18 protein-coding genes are annotated in these 22,860 nt (G+C 66.9%); 13 read left to right on the top strand and 5 right to left on the bottom strand.

What is annotated here, in order from left to right:
- Positions 1-55 precede the first annotated feature (55 nt).
- A complete protein-coding gene (locus AQZ49_RS06980) occupies positions 56-3,418 on the bottom strand; it encodes a trifunctional glycoside hydrolase family 18/polysaccharide deacetylase/glycosyltransferase family 2 protein (protein WP_067614380.1) in 3,363 nt (1,120 codons plus the stop codon).
- Positions 3,419-3,586: 168 nt separating this feature from the next.
- Here AQZ49_RS06980 and AQZ49_RS06975 point away from each other — a divergent pair, with 168 nt between their 5' ends.
- Positions 3,587-4,441: a DODA-type extradiol aromatic ring-opening family dioxygenase gene (locus AQZ49_RS06975; protein WP_067614378.1), complete on the top strand. Its 855-nt coding sequence runs from the start codon at positions 3,587-3,589 to the stop codon at positions 4,439-4,441.
- Here AQZ49_RS06975 and AQZ49_RS06970 read toward each other — a convergent pair.
- The 3 genes from AQZ49_RS06970 to AQZ49_RS06960 are packed head-to-tail and all read right to left on the bottom strand — an operon-like array spanning position 4,430 to position 9,935.
- Positions 4,430-5,830, bottom strand: coding sequence for an efflux transporter outer membrane subunit (locus tag AQZ49_RS06970; RefSeq protein WP_067614376.1), 1,401 nt, complete (start codon positions 5,828-5,830; stop codon positions 4,430-4,432). The genes AQZ49_RS06975 and AQZ49_RS06970 overlap by 12 nt on opposite strands.
- Positions 5,827-8,886: an efflux RND transporter permease subunit gene (locus AQZ49_RS06965; protein ID WP_067614374.1), complete on the bottom strand. Its 3,060-nt coding sequence runs from the start codon at positions 8,884-8,886 to the stop codon at positions 5,827-5,829. Before AQZ49_RS06965 ends, AQZ49_RS06970 begins: the two co-directional genes overlap by 4 nt.
- A complete protein-coding gene (locus tag AQZ49_RS06960; protein WP_067614372.1) occupies positions 8,883-9,935 on the bottom strand; it encodes an efflux RND transporter periplasmic adaptor subunit in 1,053 nt (350 codons plus the stop codon). Before AQZ49_RS06960 ends, AQZ49_RS06965 begins: the two co-directional genes overlap by 4 nt.
- Before the next feature lie 121 nt (positions 9,936-10,056).
- Here AQZ49_RS06960 and AQZ49_RS06955 point away from each other — a divergent pair, with 121 nt between their 5' ends.
- From AQZ49_RS06955 to AQZ49_RS22925, 7 genes are read left to right on the top strand one after another with little or no spacing between them, the layout of a single operon-like run.
- The gene (locus tag AQZ49_RS06955) at positions 10,057-10,689 is read left to right on the top strand and encodes a TetR/AcrR family transcriptional regulator (RefSeq protein WP_067614370.1); all 633 of its coding nucleotides are present in this window, start codon (positions 10,057-10,059) and stop codon (positions 10,687-10,689) included.
- 47 nt (positions 10,690-10,736) lie between these two features.
- Positions 10,737-11,744: an HlyD family secretion protein gene (locus tag AQZ49_RS06950; RefSeq protein WP_067614368.1), complete on the top strand. Its 1,008-nt coding sequence runs from the start codon at positions 10,737-10,739 to the stop codon at positions 11,742-11,744.
- Position 11,745: 1 nt separating this feature from the next.
- Positions 11,746-13,461, top strand: coding sequence for an ATP-binding cassette domain-containing protein (locus AQZ49_RS06945; RefSeq protein WP_067614916.1), 1,716 nt, complete (start codon positions 11,746-11,748; stop codon positions 13,459-13,461).
- On the top strand, positions 13,458-14,582 hold the full coding sequence (locus AQZ49_RS06940; RefSeq protein WP_067614366.1) for an ABC transporter permease: 1,125 nt from the start codon (positions 13,458-13,460) through the stop codon (positions 14,580-14,582). The genes AQZ49_RS06945 and AQZ49_RS06940 overlap by 4 nt, the downstream gene beginning before the upstream one ends.
- Positions 14,579-15,697, top strand: a complete 1,119-nt coding sequence (locus AQZ49_RS06935) for an ABC transporter permease (RefSeq protein ID WP_067614364.1) — start codon at positions 14,579-14,581, stop codon at positions 15,695-15,697. The genes AQZ49_RS06940 and AQZ49_RS06935 overlap by 4 nt, the downstream gene beginning before the upstream one ends.
- A gap of 5 nt (positions 15,698-15,702) precedes the next feature.
- On the top strand, positions 15,703-17,112 hold the full coding sequence (locus AQZ49_RS06930) for an efflux transporter outer membrane subunit (RefSeq protein ID WP_067614362.1): 1,410 nt from the start codon (positions 15,703-15,705) through the stop codon (positions 17,110-17,112).
- Entirely contained in the window at positions 17,109-17,624 is a 516-nt protein-coding gene (locus AQZ49_RS22925) for a methylated-DNA--[protein]-cysteine S-methyltransferase (RefSeq protein ID WP_067614361.1), read from the top strand. The genes AQZ49_RS06930 and AQZ49_RS22925 overlap by 4 nt, the downstream gene beginning before the upstream one ends.
- Before the next feature lie 12 nt (positions 17,625-17,636).
- On the opposite strand, the gene guaA is transcribed toward AQZ49_RS22925, so the two are convergent.
- Positions 17,637-19,196, bottom strand: coding sequence for a glutamine-hydrolyzing GMP synthase (gene guaA, locus AQZ49_RS06920; RefSeq protein ID WP_067614915.1), 1,560 nt, complete (start codon positions 19,194-19,196; stop codon positions 17,637-17,639).
- A 529-nt stretch (positions 19,197-19,725) separates the two neighbouring features.
- Between guaA and gluQRS the strand changes: the two genes are divergently transcribed.
- From gluQRS to AQZ49_RS06895, 5 genes are all read left to right on the top strand, one after another.
- Positions 19,726-20,571 carry a tRNA glutamyl-Q(34) synthetase GluQRS gene (gene gluQRS / locus AQZ49_RS06915; protein ID WP_067614914.1) on the top strand — a complete coding sequence of 282 codons (846 nt, stop codon included), beginning with the start codon at positions 19,726-19,728 and terminating at the stop codon, positions 20,569-20,571.
- Positions 20,568-20,801, top strand: coding sequence for an HIG1 domain-containing protein (locus AQZ49_RS06910; RefSeq protein WP_067614358.1), 234 nt, complete (start codon positions 20,568-20,570; stop codon positions 20,799-20,801). The genes gluQRS and AQZ49_RS06910 overlap by 4 nt, the downstream gene beginning before the upstream one ends.
- 9 nt (positions 20,802-20,810) lie before the next feature.
- Positions 20,811-21,389: a cob(I)yrinic acid a,c-diamide adenosyltransferase gene (locus AQZ49_RS06905; protein ID WP_067614356.1), complete on the top strand. Its 579-nt coding sequence runs from the start codon at positions 20,811-20,813 to the stop codon at positions 21,387-21,389.
- Between the two features lie 78 nt (positions 21,390-21,467).
- Entirely contained in the window at positions 21,468-22,340 is an 873-nt protein-coding gene (locus tag AQZ49_RS06900) for a 3-hydroxybutyryl-CoA dehydrogenase (protein ID WP_067614913.1), read from the top strand.
- Between the two features lie 11 nt (positions 22,341-22,351).
- Entirely contained in the window at positions 22,352-22,699 is a 348-nt protein-coding gene (locus AQZ49_RS06895; RefSeq protein ID WP_067614354.1) for a DMT family protein, read from the top strand.
- Positions 22,700-22,860 lie beyond the last annotated feature (161 nt).

Below are 22,860 nucleotides of genomic sequence, written 5' to 3'. Positions count from 1 at the left end.
GTAGGGTGGTCGGGTGGGGGAGCGGGGCCGGTGCGGACTTGTTAACGTCCAACGCTCAGCCCACCGAAGGCGGTTGCGAATTGACGCGGCCGGTGCGTTCCAGCTTGCCCCAGCCGATGCCGAGCCCGGCGGTGGCCGCACCGACCGCGCGGATGACCACGCCATACATCAACTGGCGATAGACAAACCGCTGGGTCAGCAGCAACAGCGCCGGGAACCGCTTTTCGCGCACGTCGAGGCGAAACGCGATCCAGCCGCAAGCGAGGTCGATCGTGGTAAAGCCGATCCAGTAGAAACCCATGCGCAGCACGTCGGTCTGGGTCTGCGCCCAGCCATGCTGCAACACGCGCACCCAGGTGCCGATGATCGACACCGCGAGCGCCAGATCGATCAGCGGCGAGATCATCGCAAACACGATCTGGAACATCCACGCCTGCGGCATGCCGACAAAGGCCAGCCCCGACGGCGCGCGTTCGGAGATTACCGAGCGATGCTTCCACAGGCATTGCAGCGTGCCATAGGCCCAGCGAAACCGCTGCTTGCCCAGCGCGCGCAGCGTTTCGGGCGCCTCGGTCCAGGCCACCGCGTCTTCGTCATAGGCGACTTTCCAGCCCTTGCGCTGGATCGCGATGGTCAGATCCTGGTCTTCGGCCAGAGTGTCTTCGGGATAGCCGCCGACATCTTCGAGCGCGCTGCGGCGCCAGGCCCCGACCGCGCCGGGCACGACCATGATCGCATCGAACCGGGTCAGCGCGCGGCGCTCGATATTCTGCGCCGTGACATATTCGACCGCTTGCCAGCGGGTGACCAGATTGACCCGGTTGCCCACTTTGGCATTGCCGGCGACCGCGCCGATATCCGCGTTGCGGAACCAGCGCACCAGCCGCGCGATCGTTTCGGGTTCGAACTGGGTATCGGCATCGAGCGCCACGACGATCTCGCCACTGGCCACCGCCAACGCGCGGTTGAGCGCGCTGGCCTTGCCGCCATTGGCCATGGTCATCAGCCGCACCCGCGATTCGGTGCCGAACACCGCTGCGACAATGGCGCTGGTGCGGTCCTTCGACCCGTCGTCGGCAACGATCACTTCCATCGGGTGATAGTTGCTGGCGAGGATCCGGCGCACCGATTCCTCGATCACCCGTTCCTCGTTGTAGGCCGGGATGATCACCGAAACGAGCGGGCGCCACGGCCCTTCGGGCGCATCGACCGGCGGCTGCATCGCCTCGTCCCGGCCGGCGAACAGGGCCAGCCCGGTCAGGCTGAGCGAACGGATGACGCCCAGCGCGATGGCAAAGAAAAACGTCCAGTTCAGCCCTGCCAACAGCCCGGCCAGCACCACGAAGATCCCGACATCGAGGCGCACCGCCGCCAGGTCCCAGCCCGCCACGATGGGCATCACCGCATCGCGGTCGAGCCCGGCCAGTTGCGATGCGGGCACGAACGTATAGCCATCGGCGCGCAGCTTTTCGATGATCCGGGGCAGCGCCAGGACGGTCTGGCTGCGGTCGCCGCCGCCGTCGTGCAGTAGCACGACATTCACTGTGCGATCGGGCGTGGCCTGTTCGACCTGGTTGATCGTGCGCTGAAAAATGTCGTCGGCGGTGCGTTTCTGCCAGTCGCCCGGATCGCCGTGCAGGCCGACAATCGTATACCCTTGTTGCTGGGCGATCAGCGCGGGCCCCAGTTCATCGGGCGTGGACGGTTCGGCGTCGCCGAAATAGGGCGCGCGGAACAGCCGGGTCGATCGCCCGGTATAGGCCTCGATCAGCCGCTGTGTCGCGTTGAGTTCGATGCGGATGCCGGTGTCGCTGACATCGGCCATGTTGGGATGGGTATAGCTGTGGTTGCCGATCTCGAAGTTGTCGGCCAGTTCGCGTTCGAGCAGCTTGCGGTTTTCCACGCCGTTTTCGCCGATCACGAAGAACGTGCCCGGCACATGGTACCGTTCGAGCACGGCCAGGATCTGCGGGGTATATTTCGGATCGGGGCCATCGTCGAACGTCAGCGCGATCTGCTTTGGCTTATCACCCGTCCGCCGCACGACATAAGGCGTTGGCAACTGATCGTAATTTTCATCGACAATCAGCGCCGAGCGCGGGTCATAGCGCAGCGTGCGGCTGCCGCCCTGCGGCACCGAATCGACACGCAGAATCTCGCCATTGCCTTCGATATCGACGTTGGTCATTTCGCGCAGCGGGCCCAGATTGGGGCGCGCGCCGCCATGCTGACGCCAGCTCGACAGCGCGGTCCAGAATCCGGGATCTTCGGAACCCAGCCGCCACAACGCGACCGAACCGATGCCGAATTGTCCCAGCACCTGCATCTGGTTCCAACTGGTCGCCGCATCGATCATCCACACATCGTGGCGGGCCACCGGCGTGGCGGGATTGGGATCGCCGTCAAAGGCAAATCCGGCATTGCCGCTGACTTTGTCCCAGTTCGGGCGCGTGCCCGAATCGAGTGCCGACAACCAGGCTTCTTCGATCGTCAGCGGGTCCGCCTCGCCGCCGTGCCAGTCATAGGCATAGCTGCCCAGCGCAACGACCACCTTGTTGGCCGGGACCCCCCTCAGCGCATCGCCCAGGTGGCTGACAAACCAGTTGTTCGACGCGATCGGGCCGGGCGTGCCGGTCATGTAGTGTTCGTCATAGGCCATCAGCACGACTTTGTCGGCCACCTCGGCGAACGCACGCGGGCTCCACGTATCGTCATCGATCGGCACGGTCACGGTGACCAGCTTGTGCTTGGGCGCCAGCCGCGCGCGCAATTCGACAATGAACTGGCGTTCGAGTGCGATCCCGGCCTTGGGCATCGTCTCGAAATCGATCATCACCCCGGCATCGCCGTTGGTGTCGAGCGCGGCATCGATGCTGCGTTCCAGCGCGGTGCGCCGGGTGCGGTCGGCCAGCGCGCGGGTGGTCCCCGCCCCGTCCCAGGTGCCGTTGTCGATGTTCTGGATCACGTCGATCACCAGCGGGCGGCGGATCTGCCCGGCCAGCACGCGGCGCATACGCGAATCGTCGGTCGCGTTGAAATTGCCCTGATGGTCGAGCGTGAACAACGTCGGGGCAACCCAATCGAGCGTGGCGGCCTGCCGCTTCAGGCTTTCCACCGCGCCTTCGCCGAACGGCGAATAGAACCCGATCGTCAGATTGTCGGACTGGCGCGCGGCGCGCACGCGGCCCGGCCGGAACAGCAGCGTGATGCGCCGCGACAGCCGCCCGACCTGGGTCCGCAACGGCAAAGGCTGGGGCCGTTCAAAGCCGAGCTTCAGCGGCTGGGACGCGGGAACCGTGGCAACCGTGGTGGCAAAGGCCAGCGCCGTGATGATCAGAACGGCAATCGCGGCAAACACGATACGGCGTGTCCAGCGGCGCCTGCGGCCAGTGGGATCGAAGAAAATCGGACGTTGCACAAAGGTCCCCGGGGTTTGACCCGCAGGCCTATAGCACCGACATCACGCGAATGCACAGACCCTCGGGACACAGCGCTGGAACGCAGGCCCGCTGTTCAGCTTTTCCGAACGGTTGTCCCCAAGACTTTCCCCCTGCCCCGGCGCGCGGATCGGCGCTAAATGCCAGCCATGACAACACGCCAACCCGTATTCTTCCTGTCGCACGGCGGCGGTCCCTGGCCCTGGCTGGACGGCGAATTCCGCCGCGACTTCGACTGGCTGGAGGCTTCGCTCAAGGCGCTGCCCGCGCAATTGCCCGCTCGCCCGCGCGCAGTGCTGGCGGTGTCGGGCCATTGGGAAGAACCGGGGTTTACCGTCTCGTCCGCGTCGCAGCCGGGCATGGTCTATGACTATTTCGGCTTTCCCGAACATACGTATCACATTTCATACCCTGCCCCGGGTTCGCCCGAACTGGCCGCGCGGGTGGTCGATCTGGGACAAGCGGCGGGGATCGCCATCGGCACCGACCCGGCGCGCGGGTTCGACCATGGCACGTTTTCGATGATGCAGCCGATCTATCCCGACGCGCAAGTGCCGGTGGTCAGCCTGTCGCTGCGCCAAAGCTATGACCCGGCGGCGCATATCGCGCTGGGCCGCGCGCTTGCGCCGCTGCGCGATGAAGGCGTGGTGATCATCGGATCGGGGCTGAGTTATCACAACTTGCGGATGTTCAATCCGCAGGCGGCGGGGCCCTCGGCGGCATTCGACGGCTGGCTGCGCCACACGCTGACCGATCCCGATCCGGCCCGGCGCATTGCCGCGCTGAACGCCTGGGAGCGCGCGCCTGCGGCCCGCATCGCCCATCCGCGCGAAGATCACCTGATCCCGCTGATGGTCGCGGTCGGCGCGGCGGGCGATGATCCGGCCGCGTGCATCTATTCGCAGGACGACTTGCGCGGCGGGATCACCGTTTCGGCCTGGCGCTTTGGCCAGGATACCACGCCGACCGGGTTCGACCGGCTGGGGATGGCGCTAGCCACCTAAAGCACGGTGGCAGGCCACCAGCGCGCTGGCCACATCGGCGCGCGCCGCCAGCAGGCCACGTGCCGCATCGATGCGGCGGGTTTCGGCAACGACCAGTTCGAACTGGCTGATATCGCCCGCGCGCTGGCGGGCGCGGGCTTGCGCCAGCAAGTGTTCGGCGGTCGCGTCGGCGGCCATGCGCGCGGCCAGCCGGCGGCGTGCCGCAGCCAGCGTGACAAAGCCGTTCTCGACTTCGCCCCCCGCCGACAGCACGGCGCCGCGATAAGCCGCCAGCGCCTCGCGCTCGGCGCCGCGGGCACCGGCAACTTCGGCATCGATGCGCCCGAAATCGAACAGCCGCCACCGCAGGCCCGCCGCCCCGGTGATCACATTGGCCGAATTGCCGCCCAGCAGTGCCAGATTGTTGCTGGAAAACCCGAACAGCCCCGACAGGCTGAATTTCGGCCAATATTCGGCCAGCGCCGATCCGATGCGCGCATGGCTGGCGCGCAGGCGTGCCTCGGCCAGTACCAGATCGGGGCGCTGGCGCAACAGATCGGCAGGGGTGCCCGCCGCCGGTTCGTCGGCCGTCGGCATCGGTGCCGTATCGGGCGGGCCGTCCAGTTCGGGCAAGTCGGTCCCGGCAGGGCGCCCGATCAGGATGGCGATGCGGTTGCGCGCGATGACGATCGCGCTGTCGGCATCGGGCAGCACGGCATCGATTGCCGCCAGCGTGGCCGCCGCCTCGTCGCCATCGTGGCGCGCGGCATCACCGCGCACCACCCGCGCATCGACCAGGCTTACCTGCTGATCGGTCAGTTCGCGTTGATGCAGCAACAGCGCCCGATCGGCGCGCGCGTGGCGCCAGGCCAACCAGGCGTCAGCGATGGCCGCTGCAGTGGCCAGTTGCGCCGCCGCCAGCCCGGCATGCGCGCCCTCGGCATCGGCCTGCGCAGCGTGTGCCTGCCCCGCCAGGCCCCCGGCAAAATCGATGTCCCAATTGACCGAAACACCCAGATCACCCTGGTTCTGCACCCGCGACAGGCCGGGAACATAGGGCACCAGCCGCCCCAGCCCGCTGTCGATCGACTGGCGCTGACGTGCCACGGTATCCTGCGTCTCGCCGCTCGGCAGCCGCGCGGCATGCGCTGCGCCTGCCGCCGCGCGCGCCTGATCGAGCCGCGCCAGCGCGCCCGCGATATCGGCATTGTCGGCCAGCCCGGCCGCGATCAGGCGATCGAGCTGCGGATCGCCAAAGTCATGCCACCAGTCGGTACGCGCCGCGCGCGGATCGGCATTGGCCGCATCCCACGCCGGGGCCAGCGGCAGGTCGGGCGCATGATAGGGCCCTGCCCCGGCGCAGGCGGTCAGCCACAGCGTGGCCAGCAGGGCAAGCCGACGCGCGGTCATGCCGCAACTCCTTCGGATGGCGCGCGTTCGGCAAGCAGCAGATAGAGCGCAGGGGTGGCAATGCGGGCGAGCAGGGTTGACGTGACCAGACCGCCGATCATGGTGATCGCCAGCGGCGAATAGAGCCCGCTGCCCTCGATCGCGAGCGGCAGCAGCCCGCCGATTGCGGTGATCGAGGTCAGCAGCACGGGCAGGAACCGGGTTTCGCCCGCCCGTTCCACCGCTTCGCGCATGGCCATGCCGTCGCGGCGCAACTGTTCGGTAAAATCGACCAGCAGGATCGAATTCTTGATCTCGATCCCGACCAGCGCGATCATCCCGATCGCGGCGGTGAACGACAGGCTGTTGCCGGTCAGCCACAGTGCCAGCACCGCGCCGAAAAAGCCCAGCGGGATCACCGTCGCCACCGCCAGCACATTGCGGAAACTGCCGAATTCCAGCACCAGCACCGCCAGAATGCCCACCGTGGCGACGACGATCGCGGGCAGCAATCCGCCGAAACTGCGTGCCGAGCTTTCCGCCTCGCCAGCCACTTCCAGATGGTATCCCGGCGGCAGCGGCACCGCCGTGTTCAGCCGGTCAATCGCCTGGGCGGTGGCGCGCGACACCAGCTCGCCGGTCGCGACATAGGCGGTCAGCGTGACCGCGCGTTCGCGCTGGTGGCGTTCAATCGCGCCGGGCCCGCTGTCGAGCGTGATCGCCGCCAGCGCCGACAGCGGCACATTGCCCCCGGCCAGCGTCGGCACAAAGATGCGGTCGAGCGCGCCGATCTCGCGCCGGCCGACCATCGGCAGGCGCACGGTAACCGGATACTGGTCGCCATCGGCATCGCGCGCGATGGCGGGCGACGCGCCGCCGATGGCCAGTTGCACCGCTTCGCGCAAGGCACCGGGCGCGACCTCCAGCGCCCGCGCGCGCGCCTCGTCCACCGCCAGATGCAGATCGGTGCGCCGGGCGCGCAGCGGATTGGTCACATCGCGCAAGGCGGGCAATGTGCGCAGCGCGTTTTCGCCCGCATCGGCCAGCCGGGTCAGCACGGCAATGTCGGGCCCGACAATCCGCAGCGCAACCGGCGCCAGCACTTGCGGCCCTTGCACGAATTCGATCACATTGATCCGCGCACCGGGAATTTTCGCAAAATCGGCGCGCAAACCTGCCAGCACGGCAGGCGAGCGCCGCGCATCCCAGGCGTGGAACGCCACAGCCACTTCACCCAGCGCGGGATCTTCGACCGAGGCCGGGTTGTTGTAATAGAGCTGCGGATTGCCACGCCCGGTGTTTTCGATCGTCCAGGCGACCGACGGTTCGCGCGCCAGCCGCGTGGCCACCGCGTGGACCACCCGGTCGGTCGCGGCCAGCGCGGTGCCGCGCGGCATTTCCACGCGTACCAGAAATTGCGGCAGATCGGCGGGCGGAAACAGGCTGCTGCCGATCGCGGCGGTCAACGGCACCGCCAGCAGCGCGATCAGCGCGATCACCCCGAGCGCACGCCACGGCCGATCGAGCGCACGGTGCAACAGCGGGCTGTAGACCCGCTCGATCCCGGCATGCAGCGCGCGCAACAGGCGATTGCCTTCGGGGTCGGCATCGCGCGGCAACAGGCGGCTGGCGACAAACGGGATCAGCGTCATCGCCACGATCAGCGACCCGCCCACCGTGCCCAGCACCGCCACCGGCATCGAGCGGATGAATTCGCCCGATCCCTCGGGCAAGGCGATCAGCGGCAGAAAGGCAAACATCAGGCACGCGGTACAGCCCAGTACTGCCAGCGCGATCTGCCCCGTCCCGGCAATCGCCGCATGGGTGCGGCTGGCCCCCGACCGCAGCCAGCGCGACACGTTTTCGATCACCACGATCGCATCGTCGACCAACAGGCCGAGCGACAGCACGAATCCGGCCACCGACAACTGGTTGAGATTGTACCCGGCCATGGCCAGCACCAGCACGCCGATCAGCAGCGACACGGGAATGGCGATCATCACCACCCCCGCCGCACGCCAGCCCAGCGGCAACAGCGTGATCCCGACAATGACAAAGGCCAGCAGGAAATCGCGCGCCAACTGGTGCATGCGGTGGTGGACATTGGCGCTTTGCACAAACCCGGTTTCCAGCCGCACGCTGCCCGGCAGAGTGCGGCGAAAGGCCTCGGTCGCCTGGGAGATCTGTGCGGTCAGCGCGCCGATATCCTGCCGATCGCCTTGCGAGGCAGTGACCAGCACCGCGCGATGCCCGTTGTAGCGCACGACATGCGTCGGCTCGGCACTGTCCCAGCGCACTTGCGCGACATCGCCCACGGTCAGCAGCTTGCCCCCCGGCGTGGGCAGCGGCACAGCCGCCACCGTGGCCGCATCGGGATAGTCGCCCGCATAGCGCACGTTGAACCGCCGATCCCCGGCATTGACCGAACCGATCGGAGTGTCGATCCCGCCCGCGCGCAAGGCATCGACCACCGCGCCCGGTGCCAGCCCCAGCGCCGCGAGCCGCGCGGTGTCGATCGACACCGCCAGTTCGTTCGACGGTACGCCATGGACTTCGGCCAGCCGGATCCCGGCGATCCGTGCGAACCGGTCGCGCAAGTCGCGCGCCGATTTGTCGAGCACGCGCATCGGCAGCACGTCGCTGATCAGCGCCACTTCGACAATCGGCACATTGTTGGGGCGCGCGCGCTCGACCTCCAGCCGGGTGATCCCGGCGGGCAACGTGGCGCGCAAGGCGTTCACTTCGCGCACCACTTCGTCGTATTTGCGATCGGTGTCGGTGCCCCACAGATATTCGGCACGGATCACCGCGACCCCGTCGCTGCTGGTCGAGCTGATCTCGCGCATGGCATCGAGCCCCGACAGCGCATCCTCGATCGGCTTGGTCACTTGCTGTTCGATATCGCGCGGGTTGGCGCCAGGCAGCACGGCGGTGACAATATAGAGCGGAAAGTTGAGCTGCGGATCTTCGGTCTGCGGCAGCGAGACGAAGGTCAACACGCCCAACGCGGCGATCAGCAATGTCGCCAGCAACGAAAACTGCCAGCGCCCCACGGCAAACGCGATGATCCTGGTCATGCGCCGATCACCGCAACCACCTGGCCCTCGCCGACAAACCCGGCCCCGGCGGTGATCACCCGCGCGCGCGCAGGCAGGCCGCCGACCAGCGCATCACGGTCGTCAAATCCGAAAAAGCGCACCCGCTGCCGCCGCGCGCGGCCCTCCGCATCGATCACCCACACGCTCGCCCCGGCGCTGTCGGCATCGATCAGCGCTTCGGCGGGCAGGCGCTGTTGCCGCGTCACCTGCGTCTCTTGCGCAAAGCCGACCGCTGCCGGACTGCCGCTGGCCAGATCATGCGCACCGTCGAGCCGGACTTCGACCGAGACCAGCCCGCTGCGCGCGTCGGCCCCGCCCGCAATCCGCCACACCCGCGCAGCGACCGGGGCGGTGGCGCCCGCCGTCCACACTTGCGCCACTTGGCCGCGCGCCAGATGCGCGGCGGTTTCGGCCGGCACATCGGCCATCGCCAGCAAGGCCGACGCGCGATCGGCCACGCGCACCACGGTCTGCCCGGCGGCCACGGTTTCACCGCGTTCGGCCCCACGCGCCAGCACCAGCGCGGCGAACGGCGCGGTCAACCGGGTCGAGGCAAGATCATAGCGCGCGCCGGCCAGCGCCGCCGCGCTGCCTTGCGCGGCATCGCGCGCGGCGTCGGCGGCGGCCGGGCTGCTCGCGCCGTCATGCACCAGCCCGGCCAGACGATCGGCATCGCGTGCCGTATGCGCCGCATCGGCCCCGCGTATCGCGGCAACCGAGGCGAAGGCGGCCGGCTCGATCGCCGCCACCAGCGCGCCTGCGGCCAGCCGATCGCCGGGACGCACCGCCAGTCCGGCAATCCGGCCTGGCACGCGAAACGACAGATTGGCCTCGCGGTCATAGTGGATCGTCGCGGCAAAGCGCGGGCCGCCGCTGTCCGCCGCGTCGCTGTCGGCCACGGTTACCGCGCGCACCGCGAGCGCGGGTGCGGGCGCGGCGGCGTGGTGCGGCTGGGCCAGCGCCAGACCCAGCGCCCCCAGGCCGAGCACGGCAAATGTGGCAACGGCGGCAAGGCGGCGGTCGACCATGGCTGCGAATCCCCGAAATCGCTAATGACCTATCAGCGATAGGCTATCATCGATAGGTATTCAAGCGATACCTATCGATGATCGGTTGACCGCGCGCCGGATTCGCGCGAAGTCTGGCCCCATGAACGAGCCCACCAGGCGCGCGCGCAGCGGCGAGCGCCGCGAACAGATCCTGGAGGTTGCACTGCGCCTGTTTGGCGAACGGGGCGCGGGCAACGTGACCACGCGCCAGATTGCCCTGGCCGTGGGCATTTCGCAGCCGTCGCTCTATGCCCACTTTGCCAGCGCCGATGCGATTGCCGAAGAACTGTGCGTACGCGCGTTCGATGCCCTGCACGCACGATTTGCGGCAAAATTGATCGATGTCGATGATCCGTGGCAGCGCATCGACATATTGGGCCGCAGTTACATCGAATTCGGCCTGGAACACCCCGACATGTATCGCATCGCTTTCATGCCCACGCGCGAGACCGCACCGCCGCCGGACGTCACCTTCGATCTGGCGACGTGCGATCCGGGCATGGCGGCGGGCTTGCACGCCTTTGCCGCGTTGCGTGATCCGGTCGTGCGCATTTGCGGGCGCGACGATGCCGCGATCGGCGTGATTTCGCAGGCGATCTGGGCGCTGGTCCACGGATTGACCGCGTTGTTGATCAGCAAGCCCTATTTTCCCTGGGCCGAACGTGAAACGCTGATCGAGGCGGTGCTGGCCATGGCGCGCGCCTATCTTGCCGACCAGCGGGTGACCGACTGACCGCAACCGACGCTGCCGACCTGCCCCGAGCCGGAGACGCCCCTCGCATGAACCGCCGTCGTATCCTTGGAATTCTGGCGCTGGTTGCGCTGGTGGTGGCGGCCCTCGCCACGCGCGGTTTCGGCTTGTGGCGCGGTGCCGATGCCAACGGGCTGGTGCTGCACGGCAATGTCGATATCCGGCAGGTCGATCTGGGCTTTCGTGTATCGGGACGGATCGCGACGATCCCGTTCGAGGAAGGCGTGCACGTGCCGCCCGGTGCGGTGCTGGCCACGCTCGACCGCCAGCCGCTGCACGATCAGCTCGACGCCGCCGAAGCCCAGGTTGCGGTCGCCGGCGCCGAACTCGACAAGCGCCGCAATGGCAACCGGCCACAGGACATTGCGCAGGCGCGCGCCAAGCTGGCCGATGCGCAGGCCGTGCTGGCCACGGCCCGTGACGATTACGACCGCCGCGTCACGCTCGTCAAAACCGGCGCGGTCAGCCAGGCGCTGTTCGACAGCACGGCGGCACGGTTCCATTCGGCCCAGGCCGAAGTCGATGCTGCCGCACAGGCGCTGTCGCTGCAACAGGCCGGATATCGCCGCGAAGACATCGCCTCGGCGGCGGCCAGCCATCAACAGGCGCTGGCGAGTGCGGCGCGGGCGAAGACCGATCTGGGCGATACCGTGCTGCGCGCGCCCAACGCCGGGACCATCCTGACCCGCGCGCGCGAACCCGGTGCAATTGTCCAGCCCGGCGAGACGGTGCTGACGCTGACGATCGACCGCCCAATGCGCGTGCGCGCCTATATTCCCGAACCCGAACTGGCGCGGATCGCACCGGGCATGGCGGTCACGGTCCATGTCGACGGGGTCGGCAAGGCCTATCACGGCACCATCGGCTATATCGCGCCGACCGCCGAATTCACCCCCAAGACCGTGCAGACCGACGCGCTGCGCGCCGATCTGGTCTATCGCGTGCGGGTGATCGTGACCGATCCCGACGATGCGTTGCGGCAGGGCGCGCCGGTCACCATTGCCGTTCCGGGCGCGCGCGCCGACACCGGCCACTGACATGGCCGAACCCGTTGCCACGGCCCACGCGCTGACCAAGCGCTTTGCCGGGCAGGCCAGCCCGGCGCTCGACGGCGTGTCGATCAGCATCGCGCCGGGGCGGATGACCGGGCTGATCGGCCCTGACGGCGCGGGCAAGACCACCCTCATCCGCATTCTGGCCGGGCTGATCGACCCAGATCAGGGGACGGCCACGGTGTTCGGGCAACCCGCCACCGCGACCGACCGCAGCATGATCGGCTATATGCCGCAGCGCTTTGGCCTGTACGAAGACCTGAGCGTGATGGAAAACCTGCGGCTCTATGCCGATCTGCGCGGGCTGGCCCCATCGGAGCGGCAGGCCAGTTTCGACCGGCTGCTCGATTTCACCGATCTGCGCCGGTTTACCACGCGGCTGGCCGGGCAATTGTCGGGCGGAATGAAGCAGAAGCTGGGTCTGGCCTGTGCGATGGTGCGCGCGCCGCGCCTGCTGCTGCTCGACGAGCCCGGCGTGGGGGTCGATCCGGTGTCGCGACGCGAATTGTGGCAGATGGTCAAGGATCTCGCCAGCGACGGGATCGGCGTGCTGTGGTCGACCGCCTATCTCGACGAAGCCGAAAAATGCGACAGCGTCACGCTGCTGAGCGAGGGCAAGGCGATTTACGATGGCCCGCCGCAAACGCTGACCGATGCAATCAAGGGCCGGGTGATCCGCATCGCGGTGCCTGGCGAAGGCCGCCGCGTGGCGTTGCAGCATGCACTCGACAATCCGGCGATCATCGATGGCACCGTGCAGGGCGACGCGCTGCGCCTGATGGTCCGCGCCGACACCCCGGTGCCGGATGCCAAGGCGCTGGGTCTGGCGCCAGGATCGGTGATCGAACCCGCACGGCCCCGGTTTGAGGACGCGTTCATCGATCTGCTCGGGGGCGGTCCCTCGGGCACCTCGGACCTGGCCCGCCATTACCGGGTGATCCCCGACACGCACCGGCCCGCGATCGTGGCCGAAGGGCTGACGCGCCGGTTCGGAACCTTCGTCGCCGCCGACGCGATCAGCTTTACCGTGCCGCGCGGGCAGATCTTCGGCCTGCTCGGCCCCAATGGCGCGGGCAAATCGACCACCTTCAAGATGCTGTGCGGGCTGTTGACGCCCAGCACCGGCAGTGGTTCGGTGGCCGGCATCGACTTGCGCCGCGCCAAGGCCGATGCGCGCCAGGCGCTGGGTTACATGGCCCAGAAATTCTCGCTCTATGGCGATCTGTCGGTGCGCCAGAACCTCAACTTCTTTGCCGGGACATATGGCCTATCGGGCGCACGCGCGCGCGACGCGATCGAGCAGGCCATCGCGATCTTTCATCTCGAACGCTATCTGGGCACCAATGCGGGCACCATGCCGCTGGGCTTCAAACAGCGCTTGGCGCTGGCCTGCGCGGTGCTGCATCAGCCGCCGGTGCTGTTTCTGGACGAGCCGACGTCGGGTGTCGATCCGCTGGTGCGGCGCGAATTCTGGACCCATATCAACGGCATGGTCGAAAAGGGCGTGACCGTGCTGGTCACCACGCACTTCATGGACGAAGCCGAATATTGCGACCGCGCCACGCTGATCTATCGCGCCCGGCAGATCGCCACCGGCACCCCCGATGAACTGAAGGCCATGGCGGGCAAGGCCGACGCAACGATGGAAGACGCCTTTGTCGCGCTGATCGAAGCCAGCGATCTGCATCGGGACGCGGCATGACCGACGTGTTCAGACCCCGGCGGTTTGCCGCGATGCTGGTCAAGGAAAGCCTGCAGATCGCGCGCGATCCCTCGACGTTCCTGATCGCGTTCGCACTGCCGATGCTGTTGCTGTTCCTGTTCGGCTATGGGATCAATCTCGATACCGCGCGCAGCCGCATCGGCCTGGTCATCACCGATCACAGCGAGGCGGCGCACAGCCTGGCGGGCAGCTATCAGACCTCGAAATGGTTCGACGTGGTGACCACCGGCGCGGTCAGCCAGCTATCGCGTGATCTAGTGGGCGGACGCATCAGCGGCATCGTCGTGATCCCCGACGGGTTTGGGCGCCTGGTGGCACAAGGCGGCGGCACGATCCAGGTGCTGACCGACGGCGCCGCGCCCAATACGGCCAACTTCATCGCCGCCTATGCCGAAGGGGTGCGCGCCACCTGGGCCGCCGCGCGGGCTGGCGATCGCGGCACGGCCAAACCGCCGCCGATCCAGACCGATCCGCGTTACTGGTTCGATCCCGAACTCAAGAGCCGCTACAATCTGGTGCCCGGATCGATCGCGGTGGTGATGACCATGGTCGGCACGCTGCTGACCGCATTGGTGATTGCGCGCGAATGGGAACGCGGCACGATGGAGGCGATCATGGCCACCCCGTTGGGCATGGCCGAATTCATCGCCACCAAAGTGGTGCCCTATTTCCTGCTGGGGCTCGGCTCGATGACCTTGTGCGCGGTGCTGGCGGTCACCGTGTTCGGCGTGCCGTTCAGGGGCAGCCCGCTGGCGCTGATCGTGATTGCCAGCGTGTTTCTGTTTCCCGCGCTGGGTCAGGGCCTGCTGATTTCGGCGCTGACCAAAAACCAGTTCGTCGCCAGCCAGGTGGCGCTGCTGTCGGCGTTTCTGCCGACCCTGTTGTTGTCGGGGTTTCTGTTTGAAATCAGTTCGATGCCTGTGCCGATTCAGGCAATCACCTATCTGGTGCCATCGCGCTATCTGATCCCGCAATTGCAGACGGTGTTTATCGCCGGGGACGACTGGGGCCTGTTTGTGCCCGACATGGCGGTGCTGCTGGGCTTTGGCATGGCGTTCTTTGCGCTGACGGTGCGGGCCACGCTGCGGAGGATCGCATGATTGCCGCGCTGTTGGGGCCGCGCCTCGTGGCGATCATCGTCAAGGAATTCTGGGCGGTGCTGCGCGACCCGCGCGCGCGCCTGTCGCTGATCATGCCGCCGCTGATCCAGTTGCTGGTGTTCGGCTATGCCTCGACGATGGAGGTCAAGCATGTCACCATCGGCGTGCTCGACCGCGACGGCGGATACTGGAGCCACGAGATCATCCAGCGCCTGGCCGGCAGCCCCAATGTGCAGCGGATCGTGCGGCTCGATTCCGATGCCGATCTGGCCCGCGCGATCGACAGCCAACAGGTGATCGCCGCGTTGCGGTTCGATGCCCGCTTTTCGGCCGATGTCAGTGCCGGCCGGGGCGGTGTCGTGGGTGCGGCCTATGACGGACGCAAGGTCAACGCGGCGCAGATCGTCGGCGGCTATGTCGATCGCATCGTCGGCGACGTGTCCGACACGATCGCCGTCGCGCAGCCGCCGGCGCCGGGCAATTCGAGCGTGACCTACTGGTTCAATCCCAATCTCGACTATCTGTGGTTCACCATCCCCTCGCTGGTGGTGGTGATCTCGCTGGTGTCAGCCACTTCGGTCGTGTCGCAATCGGTGGCGCGCGAAAAGGAACTGGGAACCTTTGACCAGTTGATGGTTTCGCCGTTTCGCGTGTGGGAAATCCTGGTGGGCAAGATGGTGCCGCCGGTGACGATCGGGGTGGCCAATGCGACGCTGTTTCTGGTGATCAACCCACTGGTGTTCGGCGTGCCGTTCCATGGCGCATTGCTGTTGTTCTATCCCGCGCTGATCCTGTTCCTGCTATCGATGACGGGCATCGGCATGCTGATATCGGTCATCGCCCAGACCCAGCAGCAGGCCTTTCTGGGCATGTTTGCGCTGACTGTCCCGGTCACGCTGTTGTCGGGCTATGCCGCGCCGATCGCCAACATGCCGCCGTTCCTGCAAGTGATCGCGCAGGCTAACCCCGCCAAGCATTTTTTCATCGTGTCCGAGGGGCTGTTCCTCAAGGGCATGCCCGCCGCCGACGTGTTCGCCAACACCTGGCCAATGGTGGTGATCGCCACGGTGACGATCGGTGCCGCCTCTGCCCTGTTCCGTTCGCGCCTGGAGTGACCCCGATGCGCCGCTTGCTTGCTGCCTGTCTGCCCCTGGTGATGACCGCCTGCACCGTCGGGCCCGACTATCAGCGCCCCACCGTGGCGGGCGAACAGGCCGCGTGGACCACGCCGGCGCAAGGTGCCGATATCGATCTGATGCCGTGGTTAAAACTCGGCGATCCGGTGCTGACCGATCTGATCACCCGCGCGCTGGCCGCCAATCCCGACATCGCCGAGGCCGAGGGTCGTTTGCGCGAGGCGCGTGCCGCGCTTGGCGTGACCCGCGCCAACGGTGCGCCGCAGGCCACGCTCAGCGGATCGGCACAGCAGAACCGCACCAGCCTGAACGGCGAATTCCCGGTGGGCGACCTGCCCGGTTATCGACGCAATTTCGCGCTCTATGACGCAGGCTTCGACGCTTCGTGGGAAATCGACTTGTGGGGCGGCCAGCGCCGCGCGGTGCAATCGGCCCGGCGCCAGATCGAGGCCGCACATGCGCGTGCCAGCGACGTGCGGTTGCAGACCGTGGCCGAAGTGGTGCGCGCCTATGCCCAGTTGCGCGGCAGCCAGGCGCTGCTGATCGCCACGCGCGCCGATGCCGCGGCACAGGCCGACACCGCGCAGATCACCCGCCAACGGTTGCAGGCGGGCGAATCCGCGCGAGGCGATGAAACACGTGCGCGCGAAGCGGCGCGCACCGCCCATGCGCCGATCGCCGGGCTGGAGGCCGATGCCCATGCCGCCGTGTTCACCCTCGCGCTGTTGACCGGACGCCCGCCCGAAGCGCTGTCGTCGTTGATCGACACCCCTGCCGCGCTGCCGATTCTGCCCGCCAATGTCGCGCCCGGCACGCGGGCCGACATGCTGCGCCGACGCCCCGACGTGCGCGCGGCAGAGGCCGATCTGGCCGCCGCCACCGCCAATGTCGGGGTGGCCACTGCCGATCTCTATCCCCGGTTGAGCCTGGCCGGCGGGATTGACCCGCAATCGCGCGCGCTGGGCAATCTTGCCACTGGCAACAGTCTGGGTTTTGCGGTGGGGCCCCGGTTCACCTGGGCACTGTTCGATGGCGGGCGCATCCGCGCGCAGATCCGCGCCGCCGATGCCCGCACCGACCAGGCCGCCGCGCGCTATACCAAGGCCGTGCTGGCCGCACTGGCCGACAGCGAAACCGCCATCAACCGCTACGCCGCGTGGCAGACCACGGCGGCCGAACGCGATGCCGCGCTGGCCGCCAGCGCCCGTTCGCTCGACCTTGCGCATCAACGCTTTGCGGCGGGCGAAGACGACCGGTTGGCGCTGTTGCAGGCGCAGTCGACCTTTGCCACAGTGCAGCGCGCGGCCATTCAGGCCCACGAATCCGCGTTCGAGGCCTATGCCGCACTGGTCAAGGCGCTCGGCGGCGGCTGGCAAGAGGATGCACCACGATGACCCCCCTGCTGCTCAGCCGCTTTGCCGCGCCGGTCGGCACGATTCTGCTGGTGCACGACGACGCGCACGTTCTGCGCGCGCTCGATTTCGGCGATTATGAAGACCGCATGCACCGTCTGTTGCGGCTGCACTATGGCCCGTTCACCCTGGCCGATGCCCCCGCCCCACATCGCACAACACAGGCGTTGCAGCGCTATTTCGAGGGTGATTTCGGCGCGCTGGCGGCGATCCCGGTCGAAACCGGGGGCACCGCGTTTCAACGCAGCGTGTGGGCGGCCCTGCGCACAATTCCTGCCGGGCACACCGCGACATATGGCGCGCTGGCGCGGCAATTGGGCTCACCCGGCGCAAGTCGCGCGGTCGGGCTGGCCAATGGCGCCAATCCGGTCGCGATCGTCGTGCCGTGCCACCGCGTGATCGGGGCCAACGGCGCACTCACCGGGTTTGGCGGCGGTCTGCCGCGCAAGCAATGGCTGCTCGAACACGAAGGCGCGCAAGCCCGCTTCTTTTGAATCAGGTCGGACCTATTCCCACTCGATCGTGCCGGGCGGCTTTGACGTATAGTCATAGACGACGCGGTTGATGCCCTTCACCTCGTTGACGATGCGCGTGGCCACGCGGGCCAGGAACGCGGCATCGAACGGATAGATATCGGCGGTCATGCCGTCGGTCGAGGTGACCGCGCGCAGCGCACAGACCGAATCATAAGTCCGGAAATCGCCCATCACGCCCACCGTGCGCACCGGCAGCAGCACCGCAAACGCCTGCCAGATCGCATCGTACAATCCGGCCTTGCGGATTTCGTCGAGATAGACCGCATCGGCCTTGCGCAAGATGTCGCACCGTTCGCGCGTGACTTCGCCGGGGATGCGGATGGCCAGGCCCGGCCCGGGGAACGGGTGGCGACCGACAAAAATATCGGGCAGGCCCAATTCGCGGCCCAATGCGCGCACTTCGTCCTTGAACAGTTCGCGCAAGGGTTCGACCAGTTGCATGTTCATGCGTTCGGGCAACCCGCCGACATTGTGGTGGCTCTTGATCGTCACCGACGGCCCGCCGGTGAACGACACGCTTTCGATCACATCGGGATAGAGCGTGCCCTGGGCCAGGAAATCGGCCCCGCCGACCTGGCGCGCCTCCTGTTCGAACACGTCGATGAAGGTCTTGCCGATGAACTTGCGCTTGGCCTCGGGGTCGGTGACCCCGGCCAGACCGTTCAGAAACAGCGTCGAAGCATCGTGGTGGACCAGCGGGATGTTGTAATGGTTGCGGAACAGGCCGACCACTTGTTCGGCCTCGCCCAGCCGCATCAGCCCGTGATCGACGAACACGCAGGTCAACTGATCGCCGATCGCCTCGTGGATCAGCACCGCCGCCACTGCCGAATCGACCCCGCCCGACAACCCGCAGATCACCCGCGAGCTGCCAACCTGGGCGCGGATTTCGGCGATCTTGGTCTTGCGGAATTCGGCCATCGTCCAGGTGCCTTCGCACCCGCAGACATGGCGCACGAAATTGGCGATCAGCCTGCCGCCATCGGCGGTGTGGACCACTTCGGGGTGGAACTGGGTGCCGTAATATTTGCGTTCATCGTTGGCGATCACCGCAAAGGGCGCGCCGTCGGACACCGCGACAATGCGGAAACCGGGGGCGAATTGCGTGACTTTGTCGCCATGGCTCATCCACACCTGATGGCGTTCGCCCACTTGCCACAGCCCGTCGAACAGCACGCAGGGCTCGGTCACGGTCAGGAACGCGCGGCCAAATTCGCCCGAATCGCCCGGTTCGACCTGCCCGCCCAGTTGCTGGCTCATCACCTGCTGGCCATAACAGATGCCCAGAATCGGCAATCCGCTGTCGAACAGCACTTGCGGCGCGCGCGGGCTGCCATCGGCGGGCACGCTGGCGGGCGAACCCGACAGGATGATCCCCTTGGGCTTCATGCGGGCAAATGCTGCCTCGGCCTGGGTGTAAGGGGCGATCTCGGAATAGACCCCGGCCTCGCGCACGCGGCGCGCGATCAGCTGGGTTACCTGGCTGCCGAAATCGACAATGAGGATGGATTCGCTGGGCTCTATGGACATGGCCAGCCGATAGAGATGCACACCGCCGCTGTCCAGCCGGAGGGTTATCGGGCTGCGGGAATTTGGAAGAGGCCGCACCGGCGCGCCGACGCGAACGCGTCGGCACACAAACAGTGCCAAAGACCGGCAGTTGCACAAAATGCAACCGGACGCGCCTTATGAGCAATTGTCATATACGCCATTTGACGTAGATGCGGCCTCGTTCAGTTGCTCTGTGCGATTCACCCTGCCGGCGCGCCGAACTTGGGAGACTGCCTGAAAGTGCCTCATTACTTGGAGGACACTATGCGCAGCATTACGACTATCGTGCTGCCGATCATTCTCGCCGCTGGGATCAGCGGCCTGATGTTCACCGCCACGCTCGTCTAAGCGTCTGGCCACCAAACCCGGCTCATACCGGGCGGCCTGCCTTGACGAACCACGGTTCGGCAACCGATCTTTCCGCACGGCGGCTGGCCTTTGGGGGCAATTCCTTGCCTCACTGGCCGGCCGTTTTGCATTTGCGGGCCAATCGCCCGATAGAGCGGTGGTGACCACCACCCGCTTTGCCCCCAGCCCCAATGGGCCGCTGCACCTTGGCCATGCCTATGCCGCAATCATTGCGCACGACCGTGCCCGGGCCGATGGCGGCGAAATGCTGTTGCGGATCGAGGATATCGATGGCGCGCGCAGCCGTGCCGAATGGGCCGACGAATTTCGCGAAGACCTGGCCTGGCTTGGTCTGACCTGGCGCGAGGTGCCCGCGCAATCGACCCGCATCGCACAATACCGTCAGGCGCTCGAATCCCTGATGATCATGGGGCTGGTCTATCCGTGCCGCTGCACCCGGACCGACATTGCCCGCACGGCGCGGCGCATGGGGCCCGATGGCCCGGTCTACCCGTCCACCTGCCTGCGCGATCCGGTGCCGCCAGGGCCCGATGCGGTCTGGCGGCTCGACATGGAACAGGCCATGGATCTGGCCGGACCGCTGACCTGGCGCGATGAACGGCGCGGGCTGCACGTGGCGCGGCCCGATCTGTTCGGCGATGTCGTGCTGTGGCGCAAGGATGCCCCGGCCAGCTATCATCTGGCCGCCACGCTCGATGATGCCGCCGACGGGGTCAGCGTGGTCACGCGCGGCGCCGACTTGTTTGCCGCCAGCCATGTCCATCGCCTGTTGCAGGTTCTGCTCGGCCTGCCCGAACCGGTGTGGCACCATCATCGCGTGCTGGTCGAGGCGGACGGGCGGAAGCTGGCCAAGCGGCGCGGAGCCGATGCGCTGGCCGCGCGGCGGCGTGCGGGCGAAAACGGACACGCGGTCGCCGCGACCTTGCGCGCCGCCCTATTTGACACTGGCATTTCGCTGTCCGAATACGTAGACCGGTCCCCATGACATACATCCTGGTTCCCGTTCTGATCGTGCTGATGGGCCTGGTGGTCTGGTCGCTGGTGCGCGGCATCGTCGCGTTCATGCAGACCACCCGTGCCGGGCTCGAAGGCGGCGATGAGGCGCTGCTGAAAATGCAGATGCTGCAGAACCGGATGATGTTCAACCGCATCAAGTACCAGGGGCTGGCGATCGTTGTGGTGGCGATCCTGATGGCGCTCGGCGGCCACAAGTAGGCCAGGGCCTTGGTAAAACTGAACAAGATCTACACGCGTACCGGCGACGATGGCACCACCGGGCTGGTCGACGGCTCGCGTCGCGCCAAGCACGATGCGCGCATGACCGCGATCGGCGAAATCGATGAACTGAACAGCGCGGTCGGGCTGGCCACGCTCATGGTTGCGCCTGCGATAAATGCCGAGCTGTTGCGCATCCAGAACGACCTGTTCGATCTGGGCGCCGATCTGGCGACCCCGCTCGGCGCGTTCGACACGCCCGATTTTGCCCCGACCGACATGGTGCTGCGGATTGTTGCCAGGCAAATCGACTGGCTGGAGACGGCGATCGACCGCCACAACGCCGCCTTGCCGCCGCTGACCAGCTTTATCCTGCCCGGCGGCAGCGAAGCGGCGGCGCGCGTCCACCTGGCCCGCGCGATCGCCCGGCGTGCCGAACGCGCGATTGCCGCACTGGCCAGTGCCGAGCCGGTCAACCCCTGCGCCTGCGCCTATGTCAACCGGCTGTCGGACTATCTGTTCGTGCTCGCCCGCGCGATCAACGCGGGTGATGATCCGCTGTGGGTGCCCGGCGCCTCGCGCGCATAAAAACATCCCCTGCCCCATGACGGCGTGTCCCGGTTCTGGCAAAGGCGGCGCATGGAATCGTCTGCACGGGAGTTGGTGATGAACAAAGTGGGTGTGATCGGCGCGGGCCAGATGGGCGCAGGAATTGCCCAGGTGACCGCGCAGGCCGGGATTGCCGTGCTGTTGTGCGACGTCGATCTGGCGCTGGCGGAAAAGGCCAAGGCAAAGATCGCCAAAGGCCTGGCCCGGCTGGTCGAAAAGGACAAGATCACCGCCGCCGCCGCCGAAGCCGCCGTCGCGCTGATCCAGCCGGTCGCCGACTATGCGCCGATGGCCGAAGCCGACCTGATCATCGAAGCGGCGACCGAGCGCGAAGAGATCAAGGCGCGCATTTTCGCGGCGGCCGGCAAAGTGCTGGCGCCCCATGCGATCCTGGCGTCGAACACCAGTTCGATCCCGATCACCCGGATGGCGGCCACCACCACCGATCCGGCGCGGTTTGTCGGGGTGCATTTCTTCAACCCGGTGCCGGTGATGAAACTGGTCGAAATCATTCCCGGCCTCGCCACTGCGCCCGCCACCGTCGAGGCCGTGCGCGCCTTTGCCGCCGGGCCGCTGGGCAAGGAAATCGTGCTGTCGCAGGACGAGCCGGGCTTTATCGTCAACCGCATCCTGATGCCGATGCTCAATGAGGCCTGCTTTGTGCTGGGCAATGGCACCGCCAGCGTGGCCGATATCGACAAGGGCATCAGACTGGGGCTCAACCACCCGATGGGTCCGCTCGAGCTGGCCGATTTCATCGGGCTGGACACTTGCCTCGAAATCACCCGCGTGCTGCTCAATTCGACCGGCGACAGCAAGTACCGCCCCGCCCCACTGCTGGCGAAATATGTCGAGGCGGGCTGGCTGGGTCGCAAGACCGGGCGCGGTTTCTATGATTACAGCGGCGAGGTTCCCGTGCCCACTCGCTGAAAGGCTGGCCCATGCAGACCATCCTGCTGTTGATCGCATCGAACACGTTCATGACCACCGCGTGGTATTGGCACTTGCGCGGCGGCGTGGCCGTGGCCGAGGCGCGATCGCTGCCGGTGGTCATCGCGATCAGTTGGGGCCTGGCGTTCTTTGAATATTGCCTGGCCATACCCGCCAACCGGGCGGGGTTTGCCGCCGGGTGGAGCGCGGGTCAGCTCAAGATCGTGCAGGAAGTGATCGCGCTGGTGATCTTTGGCGTGTTCATGGTGGTGGTGCTGGGCGAACCCTTGCAATGGCGCCACTTTGCCGCATTTGCCTGTCTGGTCGGCGCGGTCGGCTTCATGTTTGTGGGACGATAGAGCCGCGAACCTCAAATCCGACGCGTAGATTCCGAGGCTGCGCCGATAGCGTGTTCCGCGATAATTCGCATTGCGATGCATTGGTCACATTGCCAGTCGGTCCCACCCTCGGACCGGGCGATGCTGATCGTGACAGCGCCGACCTCGACCCCGTCGGTCGC

The organism is Novosphingobium sp. FSW06-99, assembly GCF_001519065.1.
GTDB lineage: Bacteria > Pseudomonadota > Alphaproteobacteria > Sphingomonadales > Sphingomonadaceae > Novosphingobium.
This window is presented reverse-complemented; position numbering and strand designations above follow the sequence as displayed.

Excerpts from the sequence above, each read along its gene's own strand:
- AQZ49_RS06975 (WP_067614378.1), top strand. The coding sequence starts at position 3,587 with ATGACAACACGCCAACCCGTATTCTTCCTGTCGCACGGCGGCGGTCCC.
- AQZ49_RS06970 (WP_067614376.1), bottom strand. The coding sequence starts at position 5,830 with ATGACCGCGCGTCGGCTTGCCCTGCTGGCCACGCTGTGGCTGACCGCC.
- AQZ49_RS06965 (WP_067614374.1), bottom strand. The coding sequence starts at position 8,886 with ATGACCAGGATCATCGCGTTTGCCGTGGGGCGCTGGCAGTTTTCGTTG.
- AQZ49_RS06960 (WP_067614372.1), bottom strand. The coding sequence starts at position 9,935 with ATGGTCGACCGCCGCCTTGCCGCCGTTGCCACATTTGCCGTGCTCGGC.
- AQZ49_RS06955 (WP_067614370.1), top strand. The coding sequence starts at position 10,057 with ATGAACGAGCCCACCAGGCGCGCGCGCAGCGGCGAGCGCCGCGAACAG.
- AQZ49_RS06950 (WP_067614368.1), top strand. The coding sequence starts at position 10,737 with ATGAACCGCCGTCGTATCCTTGGAATTCTGGCGCTGGTTGCGCTGGTG.
- AQZ49_RS06945 (WP_067614916.1), top strand. The coding sequence starts at position 11,746 with ATGGCCGAACCCGTTGCCACGGCCCACGCGCTGACCAAGCGCTTTGCC.
- AQZ49_RS06940 (WP_067614366.1), top strand. The coding sequence starts at position 13,458 with ATGACCGACGTGTTCAGACCCCGGCGGTTTGCCGCGATGCTGGTCAAG.
- AQZ49_RS06935 (WP_067614364.1), top strand. The coding sequence starts at position 14,579 with ATGATTGCCGCGCTGTTGGGGCCGCGCCTCGTGGCGATCATCGTCAAG.
- AQZ49_RS06930 (WP_067614362.1), top strand. The coding sequence starts at position 15,703 with ATGCGCCGCTTGCTTGCTGCCTGTCTGCCCCTGGTGATGACCGCCTGC.
- AQZ49_RS22925 (WP_067614361.1), top strand. The coding sequence starts at position 17,109 with ATGACCCCCCTGCTGCTCAGCCGCTTTGCCGCGCCGGTCGGCACGATT.
- guaA (WP_067614915.1), bottom strand. The coding sequence starts at position 19,196 with ATGTCCATAGAGCCCAGCGAATCCATCCTCATTGTCGATTTCGGCAGC.
- AQZ49_RS06910 (WP_067614358.1), top strand. The coding sequence starts at position 20,568 with ATGACATACATCCTGGTTCCCGTTCTGATCGTGCTGATGGGCCTGGTG.
- AQZ49_RS06900 (WP_067614913.1), top strand. The coding sequence starts at position 21,468 with ATGAACAAAGTGGGTGTGATCGGCGCGGGCCAGATGGGCGCAGGAATT.
- AQZ49_RS06895 (WP_067614354.1), top strand. The coding sequence starts at position 22,352 with ATGCAGACCATCCTGCTGTTGATCGCATCGAACACGTTCATGACCACC.